Origin of the sequence: Marinobacter fuscus, from assembly GCF_003007675.1 — a bacterium.
Lineage (GTDB): Bacteria > Pseudomonadota > Gammaproteobacteria > Pseudomonadales > Oleiphilaceae > Marinobacter > Marinobacter fuscus.
This window is the reverse complement of sequence record NZ_PXNP01000104.1, coordinates 109281-125372: the sequence shown is the minus strand read 5'-3', so window position 1 is coordinate 125372 and position 16092 is coordinate 109281. Positions and strand designations below refer to the sequence as shown.

Annotated in this window: 16 protein-coding genes; 7 read left to right on the top strand and 9 right to left on the bottom strand. The window is 58.8% G+C overall.

Going from position 1 to position 16092, the window contains the following annotated elements; translation table 11 throughout:
- Positions 1–25 precede the first annotated feature (25 nt).
- Positions 26–178 (bottom strand): hypothetical protein, encoded by a 153-nt coding sequence (locus C7H09_RS19910; protein WP_165794839.1) that lies wholly within the window; start codon positions 176–178, stop codon positions 26–28.
- Here C7H09_RS19910 and C7H09_RS16260 point away from each other — a divergent pair.
- On the top strand, positions 141–947 hold the full coding sequence (locus C7H09_RS16260) for a dienelactone hydrolase family protein (RefSeq protein ID WP_106764655.1): 807 nt from the start codon (positions 141–143) through the stop codon (positions 945–947). The two genes, C7H09_RS19910 and C7H09_RS16260, sit on opposite strands and share 38 nt — an antisense overlap.
- 64 nt (positions 948–1011) lie before the next feature.
- On the opposite strand, the gene C7H09_RS16255 is transcribed toward C7H09_RS16260, so the two are convergent.
- The 5 genes from C7H09_RS16255 to cysZ form a co-directional block, all read right to left on the bottom strand.
- Complete coding sequence (locus C7H09_RS16255; protein WP_008172950.1) at positions 1012–1218, bottom strand: cold-shock protein; 207 nt, start codon at positions 1216–1218, stop codon at positions 1012–1014.
- Positions 1219–1475: 257 nt separating this feature from the next.
- Complete coding sequence (gene crcB / locus C7H09_RS16250) at positions 1476–1856, bottom strand: fluoride efflux transporter CrcB (RefSeq protein ID WP_106764653.1); 381 nt, start codon at positions 1854–1856, stop codon at positions 1476–1478.
- Positions 1857–1869: 13 nt separating this feature from the next.
- Positions 1870–4317 (bottom strand): acyl-CoA dehydrogenase, encoded by a 2448-nt coding sequence (locus C7H09_RS16245; protein WP_106764651.1) that lies wholly within the window; start codon positions 4315–4317, stop codon positions 1870–1872.
- A gap of 133 nt (positions 4318–4450) precedes the next feature.
- Positions 4451–7312 carry an RNA polymerase-associated protein RapA gene (gene rapA / locus C7H09_RS16240; protein WP_106764649.1) on the bottom strand — a complete coding sequence of 954 codons (2862 nt, stop codon included), beginning with the start codon at positions 7310–7312 and terminating at the stop codon, positions 4451–4453.
- A gap of 18 nt (positions 7313–7330) precedes the next feature.
- On the bottom strand, positions 7331–8098 hold the full coding sequence (gene cysZ / locus C7H09_RS16235) for a sulfate transporter CysZ (protein WP_106764647.1): 768 nt from the start codon (positions 8096–8098) through the stop codon (positions 7331–7333).
- A gap of 94 nt (positions 8099–8192) precedes the next feature.
- On the opposite strand from cysZ, the gene C7H09_RS16230 reads away from it, so the two are divergent.
- Entirely contained in the window at positions 8193–8597 is a 405-nt protein-coding gene (locus tag C7H09_RS16230) for a VanZ family protein (RefSeq protein ID WP_106764644.1), read from the top strand.
- A gap of 452 nt (positions 8598–9049) precedes the next feature.
- Here the strand turns inward: C7H09_RS16230 and C7H09_RS16225 are convergent, their stop codons facing one another.
- Positions 9050–9703: a class I SAM-dependent methyltransferase gene (locus tag C7H09_RS16225; protein WP_106764641.1), complete on the bottom strand. Its 654-nt coding sequence runs from the start codon at positions 9701–9703 to the stop codon at positions 9050–9052.
- Positions 9704–9816: 113 nt separating this feature from the next.
- Here C7H09_RS16225 and mnmH point away from each other — a divergent pair, with 113 nt between their 5' ends.
- From mnmH to C7H09_RS16200, 5 genes are all read left to right on the top strand, one after another.
- The gene (gene mnmH, locus C7H09_RS16220; RefSeq protein ID WP_106764638.1) at positions 9817–10920 is read left to right on the top strand and encodes a tRNA 2-selenouridine(34) synthase MnmH; all 1104 of its coding nucleotides are present in this window, start codon (positions 9817–9819) and stop codon (positions 10918–10920) included.
- 123 nt (positions 10921–11043) lie between these two features.
- Entirely contained in the window at positions 11044–11877 is an 834-nt protein-coding gene (locus tag C7H09_RS16215) for a mechanosensitive ion channel family protein (protein ID WP_106764636.1), read from the top strand.
- A gap of 183 nt (positions 11878–12060) precedes the next feature.
- The gene (locus C7H09_RS16210) at positions 12061–12618 is read left to right on the top strand and encodes an aminoacyl-tRNA deacylase (protein WP_106764634.1); all 558 of its coding nucleotides are present in this window, start codon (positions 12061–12063) and stop codon (positions 12616–12618) included.
- Between the two features lie 77 nt (positions 12619–12695).
- Positions 12696–13991, top strand: coding sequence for an FAD-dependent oxidoreductase (locus C7H09_RS16205; protein WP_106764632.1), 1296 nt, complete (start codon positions 12696–12698; stop codon positions 13989–13991).
- Positions 13992–14033: 42 nt separating this feature from the next.
- The gene (locus C7H09_RS16200) at positions 14034–14399 is read left to right on the top strand and encodes a histidine triad nucleotide-binding protein (RefSeq protein WP_106764630.1); all 366 of its coding nucleotides are present in this window, start codon (positions 14034–14036) and stop codon (positions 14397–14399) included.
- 54 nt (positions 14400–14453) lie between these two features.
- Here C7H09_RS16200 and phoU read toward each other — a convergent pair whose 3' ends face one another.
- Positions 14454–15176, bottom strand: a complete 723-nt coding sequence (gene phoU, locus C7H09_RS16195; RefSeq protein ID WP_106764627.1) for a phosphate signaling complex protein PhoU — start codon at positions 15174–15176, stop codon at positions 14454–14456.
- Between the two features lie 31 nt (positions 15177–15207).
- Positions 15208–16089 carry a phosphate ABC transporter ATP-binding protein PstB gene (gene pstB, locus C7H09_RS16190; protein ID WP_106764625.1) on the bottom strand — a complete coding sequence of 294 codons (882 nt, stop codon included), beginning with the start codon at positions 16087–16089 and terminating at the stop codon, positions 15208–15210.
- Positions 16090–16092 lie beyond the last annotated feature (3 nt).

The following is a 16092-nucleotide window of genomic DNA, read 5'->3' as shown; positions in this document are numbered from 1 at the left end:
CGGGGAAGGCCCGTTGGCGGCATATTTATTCATCAGAAACCAGCGTTAAGACCATTTTGTTCTGAGTCAGTCCGGGCACCCGGCAGCGGGCGACAGCTTCGTTCATGCCCGCCCATCCAGCCAAAGGAGCATCAGAGATCATGAACCGATTGCGCTCTACCCCAACAGCAATAATCATTGCCACCCTTCTGACTAGCACACAGGTATCCGCACAAATGCAGACAGAAACACTCGAATACGTCGTGGACGGTGAAACCTTTACCGGCTATCTGGCCTGGGATGACCAGCTCGAAAGGCGCAGGCCCGGTATTCTGGTTGTGCATGAATGGTGGGGGCACAATGAGTTTGCCCGGGAGCAGGCCCGCAAACTGGCCAAAGAAGGCTATACCGCCTTTGCACTGGACATGTACGGCTCTGGCAAGCAGGCGGAACACCCGGACACAGCCCAGAAGTTCATGCGCGAAGCCACCGCTGACATGGATCGGGTAGAGGCGCGGTTCACCAAGGCCATGGCTCTGCTGCAACACCATGAAAGCGTGGATCCCGAACGTATCGCCGCCCAGGGCTACTGCTTCGGTGGCGCTGTTGTACTGAACATGGCCCGCCTTGGGCTGGATCTGGATGGCGTAGTGAGCTACCACGGAGCTCTGGCCAGCCCGATTCAGGCCAACCCGGAAACCCTCAGGGCAAAAGTACAGGTTTATACCGGCGGCGCTGATGCCATGGTGCCATCAGATCAGGTGGCAGGGCTGGTAAGAGAAATGCAGAACGCGGGGGCAGACTTAACGCTGGTGAGCTTCCCGGGAGTGAAACACTCGTTCACCAACCCGAATGCCGACCGGATTGCCGAACAGTTCGGTATGCCGGTGGCCTATGATCAGGAAGCAGCGACACGCGCCTGGCGGGGTACCCTGCAATTTTACCGGGAACTTTTCGAAGATCAGTAGTACCCGGAAACAAAAAAGGCAGCTTTCGCTGCCTTTTTTCGGTTATTGCTGAATCCGGTAAGGATTACAGAGCAACAACGTTCTCCGCCTGAGGACCTTTCTGGCCCTGAGTTACGGTGAACTCAACCTGCTGGCCTTCGGCCAGGGTCTTGAAACCTGAACCCTGAATGGCGCTGTAGTGAACAAATACGTCCGGGCCGCCTTCACGAGTGATAAAGCCAAAGCCTTTTGCTTCGTTGAAGAACTTAACAGTACCGGTAGTAGTAGACATACTTAAACTTCCTGAAATCAATCGTTTATCTGCCGCCTCACCTGAATGGTCAAGGTCAGCGTGTTACGGAAAAACAGAACTCGCGGGATCAAAAACAGGACGGTCACTACTAACTTCTGAGGTACGTCTTATTCATGAACTGCTTTGCTGATTCTTTCCTACCGAGTCACTGTACTCTGGAAACCCGTCGTTGCCAAGCGTATTTTCAAGAATTTGTATAGGTAGTGATACCCAGCGGTCAATTTCTCCGCACCCCCTCATCCACGAAGCATCGAAAAGGTGGCAAAGCCCGCTGCGGTCATTGCAAGGGAGCCGATGACGTGGGCCGCCACCCCCATGGCCGCCACACCCCACCGGCCCGCCTGCAGCGCGGCAAACATTTCCAGCGAAAAGGTTGAGAAGGTGGTCAGGGCACCGCACAGGCCAGTGACTGCAAACAGGCGCCATTCCGGCGCGAGCGACGTAGACTGACTGAAAAACGCCATCAGCAAGCCCACCAGCCACCCGCCAGCAAGGTTGGCCACCAGCGTCCCCCAGGGAATGGCATGGTAACTGCTGTTCAGCCAGAGCCCCAGCAACCAGCGCAGATTGGCGCCAATGATGGCGCCAACACTGACCGCGGCCACAGACAGCCACATATCAGCCGCTACCTCACGCTGGCGTATGTTCGATCAGGGTGTCCCGATCCCGTGCAAACGCATCGAACGGAAAATCATCGACCGTCAGCATTTCCAGCACCACGGCTTCATACTGACGCATGAACTCGGCTTCCTCTGCCGTAAACACCCCGGCCTCCAATGCCGCTTCGAATCGCTCTTCCGGATGCAGCGCGGTTGTGGGCAAATCGCCTTTGGCATACGCCTTGGAAGCCTTGCGATACAGCTGCTCAGCTTTATCGTAATCCTGCAACAGCGCGTTGTAGCGCGCGACCGGGTTATCAACGCCATTGTCACCGTCTGTCGTCCAGGCCCCGGCCATCAGTTTCGCCCGTACAGGCGTGTCGGTACTGATTGCACGTGCCAGATTACGGGACAGGTCATCCCGCGGCGCCGCCCAGCGGCACCCCAGCGGCAGAGTGATCGCGCGCAACGCCAGAGCCACAGGGCGGTTCGGCAGATTCTGCAGAAACTCGTTCAGCGCCTGCTCCGTGCGGTGCAACAGATAGCTCAGGCTGTACTGCATAAGCTCTTTCTCGCCTTCCACCGGCTGGGTCTCATGCCAGTTCTTCAGAACCATCGACGCGAGATACAGGTTGGAAAGCATGTCGCCCAGCCGCGCGGAAATCAGCTCTCTCATCTTAAGCTCGCCACCGAGCGTGGTCATGGCCGCATCCGCACACAAGCCGAATGCGGAACTGAAGCGCGCAAGCGCCTGGGCATACTGGCGTGACGCATTATCAAAAGGCACATCCGCCTTGCCCAGACCCAACGCCTGGGTGAACGCCCGGGCAGCATTACCGAAAATCAGCCCCGCATGGCCAAAGAACGCTTCATCGAACGCCTGGATATCATCATTGTCCTTGGCGGCCAGCTCTTTCAACACATAGGGGTGACAGCGAATAGCACCCTGACCGAAGATCATCAGGCTGCGGGTCATGATGTTGGCCCCCTCCACCGTTATCGATACCGCCGCGCCACTGGCACCGATACCGAGGTAATTGCGCGGCCCCAGGGTCACGGTCTTACCGCCATGAACATCCATGGCATCGGTCAGCACATCCCGCTGAAACTCGGTAAGGTGGTATTTGAGGATGGCAGAGGGCACCGCGGGTTTCTCGCCACGGTCAATCATGTTTGCGGTATGGTTAACCGCAGACTGGGCGATGTAGGTTTTCGCGGCAATCCGCGCCAGCGGCGCCTGTACGCCCTCCATCTCGGCGACAGGCGTATTGAACTGGCGGCGCACCCGGGTAAAGCCACCGGCCGTTCCCACCGAGTAGGCCGCTGCGCCAGCGGCACCGGACGGCAGAGTAATGCAGCGCCCGACCGACAGGCACTCGACCAGCATACGCCAGCCCTGACCGGCCATTTCCTGGCCACCGATAATATAGTCCAGCGGAATAAACACATCCTTGCCGCGAATCGGGCCATTCATAAACGGCGTGCCGATCGGGCAGTGACGGCGGCCAATTTCCATACCGTCGGTGTTTCTGGGAATCAGCGCGCAGGTAATGCCGTAGTCCTCTGTGTCGCCCAGCAACCCGTCGGGATCAAACATGCGGAACGCCAGGCCAACCACCGTCGCTACCGGCGCCAGGGTAATCCAGCGTTTTTCAAAATTTAGCCGGATACCAATCACTTCTTCTCCTTCTACCTGCTGCTTGCAGACGATGCCCGTGTCTGGCAACGAGGTGGCATCGGATCCGGCACGAGGCCCGGTCAGGCCAAAACAGGGGATTTCCCGACCATCAGCCAACCTTGGCAGGTAGTGTTGTTTCTGTTCTTCGGTGCCGTATTTAACCAGTAACTCGCCCGGCCCAAGGGAGTTGGGGACACCCACCGTGACCATCAGCATTTCGTTGGCCGCCAGCTTCTGCAGAACCGCAGTTTGCGCCTTGGCAGAAAAGCCGAGCCCCCCATACTCCTTGGGGATGATCATGCCAAAGAATTTTTCTTTCTTGAGCAAATCCCAGAGCTCTGCCGGCAAATCCGCACGCTCCACAGCCAGATCCCAGGCATTACACATAGAAATTGCCTGAGTACACTGGTTGTCCACAAACGCCTGCTCTTCCTCGCTCAGGCCGGTATGGCGGTTGATCAGCAGATTGTGCCAATCCGGGCGACCGGTAAACAGCTCGCCGTCCCAGCCCACGGTGCCAGCCTCCAGCGCCACCTTTTCGGTGTCCGACACCTTGGGCGCCACCTTCTTGAACATGGCGAAGACGCGGGGGGTCAGCCAGCTCTGACGGAACTGCGGCAGGCCCGCCGCCGCGGTTATCGCAGCGCCAGCCAGCAGAACGAACGCCAGCCCGCCGGAGCCAGCAAACAGTGAAATCAGTCCAACCACCAGCATCACGCCAATGGCAGGCTTGGCTCCGGACTCGCGACGCATCACATACAGCAAGCCAGCCAGTGCAACCAGAAACAAAATCAAAGTCATCTCAGGATCTCTCTGTCTTCCATGGATTGGAGCCCCCGGCCTTCGCCGGGGCCCTTTGACTACACTTCGTTACGTTCAACTTACCCCAACAGATGGTCAGGCGCCACACAGGCTTGCACACAACGCGGTCGCACTATGAGGTCACAATCACACGAATACCCTCAAGTGCCAGCGACGCATGTTCTACGGCACTGCGAGCCGCTGCCAGTTGGCCGGAAAGAAAGGCAATCTCCTCGTCTCGGATTGTCGGATTTACCTTTTGCAACGCCTCAAGGCGTCGTATTTCCGGCAAGAAACCCTCTTCCACTCTGGCCAGTGCCTGCGCCTTCAGCGGTGAAAGGCTGGGCTCCGCCAACCGCTCGGCATGATCCACCATGGTGTCTACCTCGGCGCGGATTTTCGGGACAATAGCCTGAGCAGTGCGCCGCCGGATATTCGAACACAGGTCGTTCAGGCGATCATGGGGCAACGCCTTCGACAGGTCCCGGCCGTTCACATCCACCACCAGTCGCAGTGGTGATACCGGCAGATAGCGAGTCAGTTGCAGAGACTCCGGTGCCGGGCAATGCACAGCAAACACCGCTTCCAGCAAGAGAGTGCCCGGTGGTAACGCCTTCACCGACAGGTTCGCCAGTGCAGCCTTGCCCAGACCAGAACTGGTTACCGAATCCATGACACCGGTCACCAGCGGATGCTCCCAGCTGATAAAAGCCATGTCCTCTCGCTGCAGGGCCTGCTGTCGATCCCAGGTGACAGTCAGGCCATCCTCCGGGAGCCCCGAAACCATCCCGGCCTGGAACTGCTCTCCCGGCTTCAGGATATCCGCATGTTCGCTATGGTCTTCGATATCCACACCAAGAATGTCAAACGCCTGCACCATATAATCGTTCACCGCGGCCGCATTTTCTTCCTGCTCGATGCTCTCGATAAGCGCCTGAGCTTCTGCCCTTCGGCACGAATTCAGCTCGATCAGTGCATCCCGGCCATTGTGCAGCAGAATTTTCAGTCGACTGCTTTCTTCAATACTTTCTGCCACCAGGCTTTCCAGTGCCGCAGTATCACCCTCCAGCGCCTGCTGCCAGTGCGGTTTTACCGTTTCCTGTACCGCCACACCCACAGCGCAGCTTTCAGCAAAGGCATTCAGTCCTTCCTGGAACCACCGGAACTGAACCTCCTGACTGGAGCCCTGCAGGTACGGAATGTGGATGCGCACCGTCTCGGCCTGGCCTATCCGATCCAGTCGGCCGATGCGCTGTTCCAGCAAATCCGGGTTCGCGGGCAGGTCAAACAGAACCAGGTGGTGGGCAAACTGGAAATTACGGCCTTCGCTGCCAATCTCAGAGCAGATCAGTGCCTGGGCACCCTGCTCGGTGTCTGCAAAATAAGCCGCAGCACGATCTCGCTCAATCAGACTCAGGTGCTCATGAAACGCCGCACTGCGGATACCCGCCCGCAGCTGAAGATAATGTTCCAGCGCCATGGCGGTGCTGGCACTGGCGCAAATCACCACCACCTTCGCCGGGCGCAGGCTGGCCAGAGTCTTCTCCAGCCAGGCCACACGGGGGTCACCGGCCAGCCAGTCTTCCTCGGGCACCGACACTTCCGGTGCCAGGCCAGGCAAGCCCCGACAGACATCCTGATAGAGATCCGGACACGGCAGAGGCACCGGCAGCGGCTGCCGCTCCGGGAAGCCTTGGATTGCCGCCCGGGTATTACGGAACAGCACCCGGCCGGTACCGTGGCGATCCAGCAAGGCATCGATAACGGCCTGACGGGCATCGTCTCTGGCCAGTAACTCTGGCAACTGGTCTCCCAACCAGTTTTCCAGCGCTCCGCGATCCTCTGAGGACAGGCTGGCAGGGTCTGCAGGCAGGCGGCGAACCACGGTGTTGATGGCTTCGTAATGCTGCTCTTCCTGCCTGAACGCCTCCAGATCGTGGAAACGGGCGGGATCAAGCAAGCGCAGACGGGCGAAGTGACTGGCTACACCAATCTGTTCCGGCGTAGCGGTCAGCAACAGCAGGCCCTGGCTGGCGGCTGACAACTGCTCCACCACCTGATATTCCTCACTGGCCTGCTCCGGCGACCAGGCAAGATGGTGAGCCTCATCCACCACCATCAGATCCCAGCCAGCAGCGAACGCGTCTTTCCGGGCCTGCTTGCTGGCCATCAGAAAATCAAGGCTGCACAGCACCAGCTGCTCAGACTCGAATGGGTTGATCGCGCTGTCGTCTCCGAAAATATGATTCACCAGTGCATCGACATCGCCTTCATCGGCCTTCAGATCGTCGTACCGGATCTGATCGATAATGGAAAAGCGCAAATTGAACCGCCTGAGCATTTCCACCAGCCACTGGTGAACCAGCGAATCCGGCACCACAATCAGGGCGCGGCGTGCCCGGCCAGTCTGTAACTGGTAGTGCAGGATCAGCCCGGCTTCAATAGTTTTGCCCAGGCCAACTTCATCTGCCAGCAGTACCCGGGGCGCATGGCGGCGTGCCACCTCATGGGCGATGTACAGCTGGTGCGGCAAATGCTGGGTTCGGGCGCCAATCAGTCCCTGGGCCGGGGATGCCCGCAACCGATCCAGATGTTCCAGCGTTGCAACCCGCAAACGAAACGCGCCGTTGCGGTCAAACTGACCGGCGAACAGGCGCTGATGAGGCGCCGAAAAGTTGACCGACCCCGCCAGCTTGACCTCTGACACCGGATGCAGGTTTTCCCCGTCATCCGCGTGGTACATCAAAACGCCATCGATATCCTCGACCGCACGCACGATATACGTCTCGCCATCAAAGGTCTCGATTTCCTCTCCCTGCTGATAGATGATCCGCGACAAGGGCGCGTTATCAATGGCGTAAGTGCGTTCCTCGTCAGCGGCCGGGAACCCAAGGGTCACTCTGCGGCCGGAGATATCCGTAACAATCCCCAGGCCCAGAGAGGTATCGCTGTGGCTGACCCAACGCTGGCCGATGACAAATTCCGATGTTTCCAAGAAACCTCCAGTGAGTGTTTAGCGTGTTAAAGCAGGTGACTGTATTGCAGACCGGTTCTCCCGAACCCAGTAGACCGTGGCCCCGCAGACCGCCGCAGGCACCACCACCAGATTCAATATGGGCACCATGGCTGCCAGTGCCACCGGCAGCCCGAATCCCAGCGCCGAGAGCCGGGTATCCGCCAGCAGTTGGCGCAACGCGGGAAAACTGACCTTGTGGTTGTCCGCTGGATAGTCCACATATTGCAGCGCCATCATCCAACTGTTAAAGCCGAACCACAGCACCGCAGCGATCAGATTGACCACAGGAATCAACCCGATGACAACCAGCACCAAAGCCCTGGGCAGGTAATACAGAATTTTCTGCACCTCGCGCCAGAACGCCCGGGGGATATCTTTGAGGATCGCCGCCCAGCTGTCATCGGTCGTCACCTCCTGCCCGGTCAGATGCTTTTCAGTCAATTCCGCCAGATAGCCATAAAAAGGCGAGCCGATCAGGTTGGCAACAATCACAAAGCCGTAAGCCAGCAGAAGCAGAATAAACACGCCATAGAGCAGCCAGAACAACCAGTCCAGCGCCTGCAACCAGGCCCAGTCTGGCAGCCAGGCCATGGCAGTGGCGATCATTACGGTGAAACCTTCGGCAAGGAAATAGAACAGCAGGCCAAACAGCAGAACGTTAATAACCAGCGGAATAACCACAAACAGCCGGAGACCGGGCTGGCGTATCAGCCCGAAACCATCACCCAGATAGCCCAGCCCTCGAAAAAAGTTACCCTTGAGCATTACCGGTGATCCTCCGTGCCATGACAAATACGGGGCGCAAAGCATATCATGACCGGATGATTCCCACAGCCCACAAGGATCGCCGGATTTCACCATGCCCCGTATCCGAGACCTGATCATCAACCTGCTGGCCAAGCGCAGGCTCTGGCAGGCCATGGTGCTGGTCTCCGTCGCTGCTGTGCTGTTCCTGGCCACCACCAGCAACACCTACCCTGTTCCGGCGTCGGCCAACGACAAAATCAATCACGTGATTGCCTTTCTGGAGCTGACCCTGGTAACACGACTGGCCTGGCCCAGACTCCCTGCGCTCTGGTATGCACCTGCTTTGCTCGCGTTTGGCTTCAGCCTTGAAGTGGTGCAGGCAACCCTGCCCTACAGGGATTTCGCCCTTAGCGACGTGGCCGCAGATGCTCTCGGCATCGGGCTGGGCCTGCTGCCTTGGCCGGGCATCAAAACCGTAGTCGACGCCCACTTGCGAAAATCGCCAGACAACGTGTAGGAAATATCGCACAAGATCGTGAGAACTCGCGGTATCGTCCCGTGCGCAAACACGAAAAACACGCATTAACCCCGAGTATTCTTCTGATTCTTAAAGAATTTCTATTGATGCGATAAAAATCCGTGATCACTGGCGTGATCAGGTCACACGCCAGCAACAAAGTTATTGGTATTATATTTGTCGTCAAGGATGACAGGGAAAAGGACGACGCACCGGATGCACCCCGGCAAGGACAGCGGGGAGAAGCAGGGATAGATGGATTTCTGGCTTAAGGGATAACGAATCGGATCGCCGGCCAGGATGCTGGCACCAGGGAATGGCAGCATGGACTGGTAACATGGCTGTTGCCCTTTGCGCATGGAGGCGCCTACCTGTTCCGAATCTGATCTGCTCAGGACGGCGGATCAGTACTTGAGGGCGGCCTGCGGGCTGCCCTTTATTTTTTCTGCTTTTCAGGCGCCCGCCCGATAAATCCGCACCTGATTAAACTCCTCGAATTCGTGCAAATCCGGCCAGGTTCTGGCCTCGATTCTGCCCTGCAGTCGGTAATCCGGATTGCCCAGATCTCTTACCCGGGAATCCGCCAGCAACACCTGCCGTGCTGCAGACCGGAATACCCCCAGCAGCGACCTGTTCTCCGGATCGTAGAGCACATCTGCTGCGGTAATCAGGTCAATCTCCGGTGGCCGTTGATGCCAGTCCTCGCAAAGTTCCACCGCCACCCCGTTCAGCCGGGCATTTGCAGACACAGCATCCAGCGCCGCCGGATCACTATCGCAGGCAATAGAGCGGGCGGCACCGGCCAGCGCCGAGGCCACCGCCACGACACCGGAGCCGCTGCCAAAATCGAACACCGTTTTGCCCGCCACCTGCTCCGGATGATCCAGTATCCACTGGGCCAGTACCTGGCCACTGGCCCAGCAGAAGGACCAGTATGCAGGCTCCGCCACCACAGCCTGGGCCTCATCATGGCTCAACGGCCCCTCCAGCACACCCGGATCAAACAGGTACAGCGCCAACCCCGGACATCCGGCTGGCCTCGATACCGCCACTCGCCCGCGACTCAGGGTTTTCTGCAAGTGGCGATCCAGATTGTCAGAAGACATGGGGGTTCCTTACGGTTGCAAAATCCGGCGGCATTGTACCTGCCTTCAGGATGTCGCGGTATCGCCCGTCCGGTATACTGCCCGCACATCCGGAACGACAGCGACCCGATAGCATGGCCAGCAGACCCGACACAGACAACTACCTTGATCTGTTCCTGAACGACACCCCGCTCATGGACGTGCGCGCTCCGGTGGAGTTTGCCAAAGGCAGCTTTCCCACGGCAGAAAATGCGCCCCTGATGAACGACGAAGAGCGCCACCGGATCGGTATCTGTTACAAGGAAAAGGGTCAGGAAAAGGCCATCGAACTGGGCCACCAACTGGTCTCGGGTGACATCAAAGCCCAGCGCATCGAAGCCTGGAAACGGTTTACCACCCGGCATCCCAGCGGCTACCTGTACTGTTTTCGCGGCGGTTTGCGCTCCCACCTCACGCAACAGTGGATAAAAGAATCCGGCATCGACTATCCGCTGGTAAAGGGTGGTTACAAGGCCCTTCGCCGATTTCTGATCGACAGCCTGGATCAACAGATCGAAAGCGGGCATTTCCGGATTCTCAGCGGCCGAACCGGCACCGGAAAAACCCGGGTATTGCTGGAGCTTCCCAACCCTGTGGATCTCGAAGGCCTTGCAAACCATCGGGGCTCCAGCTTTGGCCGCCAGGTAACGCCGCAGCCCTCTCAGATAGACTTCGAGAACCGCCTGGCAGTGGCCATGCTCAAAGCCCACCATCAGGTTGGCGGGCCGGTGTATCTGGAAGACGAGAGCCGGCTGATCGGCCGCTGTGCTCTGCCGGAAGCCATGAAGGAGAAAATGGCGCAAGCGCCCCTGATGATTCTTGAGCGGCCCATGGCAGAGCGCATTGCCATCATTCGGGCCGACTACGTTGAAGACATGCTGGCCAGTTATGTGGCCCGCGATGGCGAATCTGCGGGCTGGCTGAACTTCCGGGACTACCTTCTCAGCGCGGTCGACCGCATTCGCAAACGCCTGGGCGGCGATCGCTACAGGCAACTCCGGCAAAAAATGCTCGACGCCCTGGATGAACAGGAAGCAAAAGGTAGCCTGGCGGGACACCACCTCTGGATTGAAGCACTTCTCAACGACTACTACGACCCGATGTATGATTATCAACTCAGCCAGAAACAGGGCCGGATTCTGGTTCGGGGCGAGCCGGGCGCCATTCTGCAATGGGCCAGAGTACACACCGCAACCTGATCCCGACAATACAACCCATGGCAATCTCTGCTATAACAGGGTGTCAGGCCGCATCCGCTGCCACCTGACTTATATCAATGACACAAAACCTCAAAAACACCAACGAGAAAGGAGTTTTCTCTGATGGATGAACTCTTCGGCGCTAATGGCCGCGCCTCCGAATGGGTAGACCAGGGGATCGCAATGGTCATGACCTACGCGCCCAAGGTACTGCTGGCAATCATCACCCTTGTTATCGGCCTCTGGCTGATCAACCGTTTCGTCAACGTGCTTGACGCCAAGCTGGGCAAAAAAGACCCAACGTTGAACAAATTTCTGTGCGGACTGATCAGCGCCATACTGAAAATCCTGCTGCTGATCTCCGTGGCGTCCATGGTGGGCATTGCCACCACCTCCTTTGTCGCCATCATCGGTGCCGCCGGTCTGGCCGTAGGCCTGGCCCTGCAAGGCAGCCTGGCCAACTTCGCCGGGGGTGTGCTGATCCTGATATTCAAACCATTCAAAGTGGGCGATGCCATCGAAGCCCAGGGGTACCTGGGCTCGGTGCGGGAAATCAGCATTCTCTACACCATCATCGACACCTTTGATAACCGCCGCATCGTTATCCCCAACGGCAGCCTCTCGAACGCCAGCCTGACCAACCTGAGTGCCTACGAAACCCGCCGTTGTGACATGAAGTTTGGCATCGGCTACGGCGATGACATCGACAAAGCCAAGGCCATCTGCAAGCGCCTGATCGAAGAGGACGAGCGTGCCCTGAAAGACCCTGCGCCATTGATTGTTGTTGGCGGCCTGGGTGACAGCTCGGTAGATCTGACCGTGCGCGCCTGGACCAAGAGCGGCGACCTCTGGCCCTTCTACTGGGACATGCAGGAGCGCGTGAAGAAAGCCTTTGACGCCGAGGGCATTTCCATTCCCTTCCCGCAACGGGATGTTCATATGTACAAAGCTGACTGACCGAACGCCGGTCACAATCGCTACAAGCCGGTCACAATCGCTACAAACAGTTACTCGCAAACTGATCAGGCTGGGCTAAGCTGTCGACAAGGTGAGGGATAATCTCCTCACCTGCCAACGGGGCCCGGCCCGTTTACGGCGTATGGCTCCACGCCACTGTTAGTGCTGTCAGGAGGTTGTGACATGCCCGCGAAGCAGCTGAAAACCTTTCTGGACGAGGCCAAGGTCGAGTACATGCGCCTTACTCATCCACCGGCCTATACCGCTCAACAACTCGCCCACCACGTCAGGATTGCCGGAGACCGAGTGGTCAAAACCGTTGTTATTGAACTGGATGGCAAAATGGCCATGCTGGTGATGCCTGCCACCTGGCGTGTTCGCTGGGATCGCCTGAGCAGCGTGCTGGATACCGACTTTGTCGATCTGGCGGATGAACAGGAATTCCAGGATCGCTTTCCCGATTGCGAAGTGGGTGCCATGCCCCCGTTCGGCAGCCTGTTTGGCATGACCGTGTACTGCGCCGAAGCGCTCACCGAGCAACCCGAACTGGCCTTTGCCGCTGGCAGTCACAGCGAATCCATTCACATGAAAACCCGGGATTTCCTGAATCTGGTGCAGCCGGTAGTGCTGACCCAGGGCTTTAACCGGCCCGGAGCCCGCAAGCCTGCGTGGCTTATCCGCACCAGCCGCCGCACCGAGCGGCGAAAAGAAACCTCGTCTCCATCCCTCGCCGGATACTGAGCCTGCCACACCTCAAGCCGTTCCCTTGTCTAACCTGGTGCATCGCGTAAACTGGGGCCAGCAGACAGGGAACGGATATGATACAAGCATTTGACACCATTGTTGTTGGCGCGGGCATGGTCGGCGCCGCCCTCGCGCTTGGCCTCGGCCAGCAGGGCTTTAATGTCGCTCTGGTCGACCGGGCCTCTCCCCGCGAATTTCAGCCCGGTGCTGCTCCGGATATCCGGGTATCGGCCCTGAGCGCGGGCAGCGAGCGCTACCTCGCAAGCCTGGGCGCCTGGCCCGGCATTCTCGCCATGCGCGCTACGCCCTATCAGCGGCTGGCCGTCTGGGATGAAGCCAGCAGCCCGCTGAGACGGCTCCTGCCCTCCCGGCTCACTGAAGTGGAATTCGATGCCCGCCGGCTTGGTGCCAGCCACCTGGGGCACATTGTCGAAAACAGCATCACTCAGCGTGCGCTCTGGCAGGCCGCAGAAGCCGAGCCCGGCGTCACGCTGATCACCGGCCACAGCGTGCGTGATCTCAGCCAGGATCACCGTGGTGCCAGAGTCACGCTGGACGACGACCGGACTCTGGAGGCACAACTGGTGGTGGGGGCCGATGGCGCCCAGTCGCGGATACGGGAACTGGCCGGGATCGGCGTTACCCGGGATCAGTACCAACAGCAGGCCATGGTGATCTCGGTACGCTATCGCGGCGCCGTTGAGGACATTACCTGGCAAGGTTTTTATCCAACCGGCCCCAGAGCCTTTCTGCCACTGCGCCCGGCGGGCGACGCCTACCCCGGAGAATGCTGGGGCTCCCTGGTCTGGTACGACCAGCCGGAGCGACTTGCGCAACTCAAGGCCATGAACAACGCGGACCTGATCGCCGAACTGCACAGGCAGTTCCCGGAACGATTACCGGAACTGACGCATATCGATGCCAAAGCAAGCTTTCCGATCGCCCGCCAGCACGCCAGGCACTACTCTCAGGAGCGGGTGGTTCTGGTGGGCGATGCCGCCCACACCATTAACCCGCTGGCAGGTCAGGGCGTTAATCTGGGGTTCCAGGATGCCCAGTGCCTGCAGCAATTACTGGTTGAAGCCAGGGCCGAGCAGCAAGACATTGCCGGGCTGGCGCTGCGGCAGGCCTATGAACAGCGCCGACGACCGGCCAACCAGCGCATGATGCTGGCCATGGACTTGTTCTATCACCTGTTCAGCAACCGGATTCCCCCCCTGCATCTGGCTCGCAATCTTGGCCTCGGGGCCGCCCGGGCACTGCCGTTTGCCCGTAATCAGGTTGCCCGCTACGCCATGGGGCTGGACGAACAGTTACCCGCCCCGATTCAGGGCATACTCAATCGCTTACCCCGTCTGGGTGGCCTGTAGTGGCTTGTCAACGCCGCTCTCAGTTAATGCACAGGAGCTTTTATGTCTGAGACCATCTTCACCAAAATCATCAACCGGGAAATTCCGGCGGACATTGTCTACGAAGACGACATCAGCCTCGCCTTCAGGGACATCAATCCCCAGGCCCCGGTACATCTGCTGATCATTCCGAAGAAGCCGATTGCCACCATCAACGACATCGAAGAAGACGACCGGGAACTGTTCGGGCATCTGTACTGGGTGGCGGCCAAGCTGGCCAAAGAGATGGGCTTTGCTGAAGACGGCTATCGCGTGGTGATGAACTGCGGTGAAAACTCAGGCCAGACGGTGTTTCACATTCACCTGCACCTGTTGGCAGGCAAACCCCTGGGCTGGCCGCCCTACACCGATAAAATGAAGCAGGCCTGAACCGGCGGCCTTGGGCCCGGGCGGCATCCATGCTGCCCGGGCCGGATGACCGGCTCAGCCGCCGACGACCCGCTCCGCCTCTTCCATGGAGGTGTGGCGCACATCCTCGCCCTTAACCATGAAAATCACGTTCTCGGCAATATTGCAGGCGTGATCCCCCACCCGCTCCAGCGCCCTCAGCACCCACATCACCGACATGCACCGTGAGATATTGCGGGTGTCTTCCATCATAAAGGTGAGCAGGGCCCGGGCGGCCGCCTGGTATTCCTCATCCACCTGCTTGTCGGCTTTCATAATCCGCAGTGCCTGCTCTGAATCCAGCCGGGCGAAGGCATCCAGCGCATCGTGCAACATGCCCTGCACATGGCTGGCAATGTGGCGGATTTCCACATAGCCCCGGGGCGCCTGGCCTTCCTCGATCAGCTTGATGGCCATCTTGGCGATTTTCTTGGCTTCATCGCCCACCCGTTCCAGATCCGCCACCATCTTGATCACTGAAATCACCAGCCGTAAATCCCGGGCAGCGGGCTGACGCCGGGCAATGATCAGAATGGCCTCTTCATCCAGATCCATTTCCATGCGATCAACAGTGCGGTCATTCGCCCGCACCTCATCGGCCACCTGACTGTCACCATCCACCAGCGACTGGATCGCCCGTTCAATCTGGGTTTCCACCATGCCGCCCATTTCAAGAAACCGGGATTTCAACTCGGTCAATTCATCGTTAAAGCGATGGGAAATGTGATCGCCGTAAACGTCATCCTGCTTTCTGGGCATTGTTTCTGCCTCCTGTTATCGCCAAAACCGCTCAGCCGAACCGGCCGGTAATATAGGATTCGGTCAGTGAGTGTTCCGGTGCGGTGAACACCTTGTCGGTCTGGTTTACTTCCACCAGATGGCCCAGATGGAAATAGGCCGTGCGATGGGATACCCGGGCCGCCTGCTGCATGGAATGGGTAACAATCACAATGGTGTAGCTCTCCGACAACTCGGCAATCAGCTCTTCCACCCGGGCGGTGGCAATGGGGTCCAGCGCCGAACAGGGCTCGTCCATCAGCACCACCTCCGGGCTCACCGCAATCGCCCGGGCAATACACAGGCGCTGCTGCTGGCCGCCGGACATGCCGGTGGCAACCGCGTCCAAACGGTCTTTAACCTCGTTCCACAAGCCCGCCTTGCGCAAACTGTTTTCGACAATATCGTCGAGGTCTGATTTGCGGTTGGCCAGGCCATGGATTCTGGGGCCGTAGGCCACGTTGTCGTAGATCGATTTCGGAAAGGGGTTGGGCTTCTGGAACACCATCCCAACCCGGGCCCGCAACTCCACCACATCACGTTTGGGGTCGTACAGATCCAGGTCGTCCAACTGCAGAGACCCTTTCACCCGGCAGATATCGATGCTGTCGTTCATCCGGTTCAGGCAGCGCAGAAAGGTGGATTTGCCGCAGCCAGACGGGCCGATAAAGGCAATCACCTCGTTGCGGGCAATATCCAGGCTGATGTTCTTGATGGCGCGATCCACGCCATAGAACACCTCAACGTTGCGCAGCCGAAACTTGGGATCATCGGCAAAGGGCATGCCCACGGTTACGCCTTCGCGCACCGCCGTATCCTCCCGCGCCGGTTGGGGAGCGGTAGCCGTTTGCCGCTCACTGACACCGGCGGTACCGGCAGTCACTGTGGTATTCATCTG

Coding starts and splice junctions, on each gene's coding strand:
- C7H09_RS16260 (WP_106764655.1), top strand. CDS start 141: ATGAACCGATTGCGCTCTACCCCAACAGCAATAATCATTGCCACCCTT.
- C7H09_RS19910 (WP_165794839.1), bottom strand. CDS start 178: ATGATTATTGCTGTTGGGGTAGAGCGCAATCGGTTCATGATCTCTGAT.
- C7H09_RS16255 (WP_008172950.1), bottom strand. CDS start 1,218: ATGTCTACTACTACCGGTACTGTTAAGTTCTTCAACGAAGCAAAAGGC.
- crcB (WP_106764653.1), bottom strand. CDS start 1,856: ATGTGGCTGTCTGTGGCCGCGGTCAGTGTTGGCGCCATCATTGGCGCC.
- C7H09_RS16245 (WP_106764651.1), bottom strand. CDS start 4,317: ATGACTTTGATTTTGTTTCTGGTTGCACTGGCTGGCTTGCTGTATGTG.
- cysZ (WP_106764647.1), bottom strand. CDS start 8,098: ATGCTCAAGGGTAACTTTTTTCGAGGGCTGGGCTATCTGGGTGATGGT.
- C7H09_RS16230 (WP_106764644.1), top strand. CDS start 8,193: ATGCCCCGTATCCGAGACCTGATCATCAACCTGCTGGCCAAGCGCAGG.
- C7H09_RS16225 (WP_106764641.1), bottom strand. CDS start 9,703: ATGTCTTCTGACAATCTGGATCGCCACTTGCAGAAAACCCTGAGTCGC.
- mnmH (WP_106764638.1), top strand. CDS start 9,817: ATGGCCAGCAGACCCGACACAGACAACTACCTTGATCTGTTCCTGAAC.
- C7H09_RS16215 (WP_106764636.1), top strand. CDS start 11,044: ATGGATGAACTCTTCGGCGCTAATGGCCGCGCCTCCGAATGGGTAGAC.
- C7H09_RS16210 (WP_106764634.1), top strand. CDS start 12,061: ATGCCCGCGAAGCAGCTGAAAACCTTTCTGGACGAGGCCAAGGTCGAG.
- C7H09_RS16205 (WP_106764632.1), top strand. CDS start 12,696: ATGATACAAGCATTTGACACCATTGTTGTTGGCGCGGGCATGGTCGGC.
- C7H09_RS16200 (WP_106764630.1), top strand. CDS start 14,034: ATGTCTGAGACCATCTTCACCAAAATCATCAACCGGGAAATTCCGGCG.
- phoU (WP_106764627.1), bottom strand. CDS start 15,176: ATGCCCAGAAAGCAGGATGACGTTTACGGCGATCACATTTCCCATCGC.
- pstB (WP_106764625.1), bottom strand. CDS start 16,089: ATGAATACCACAGTGACTGCCGGTACCGCCGGTGTCAGTGAGCGGCAA.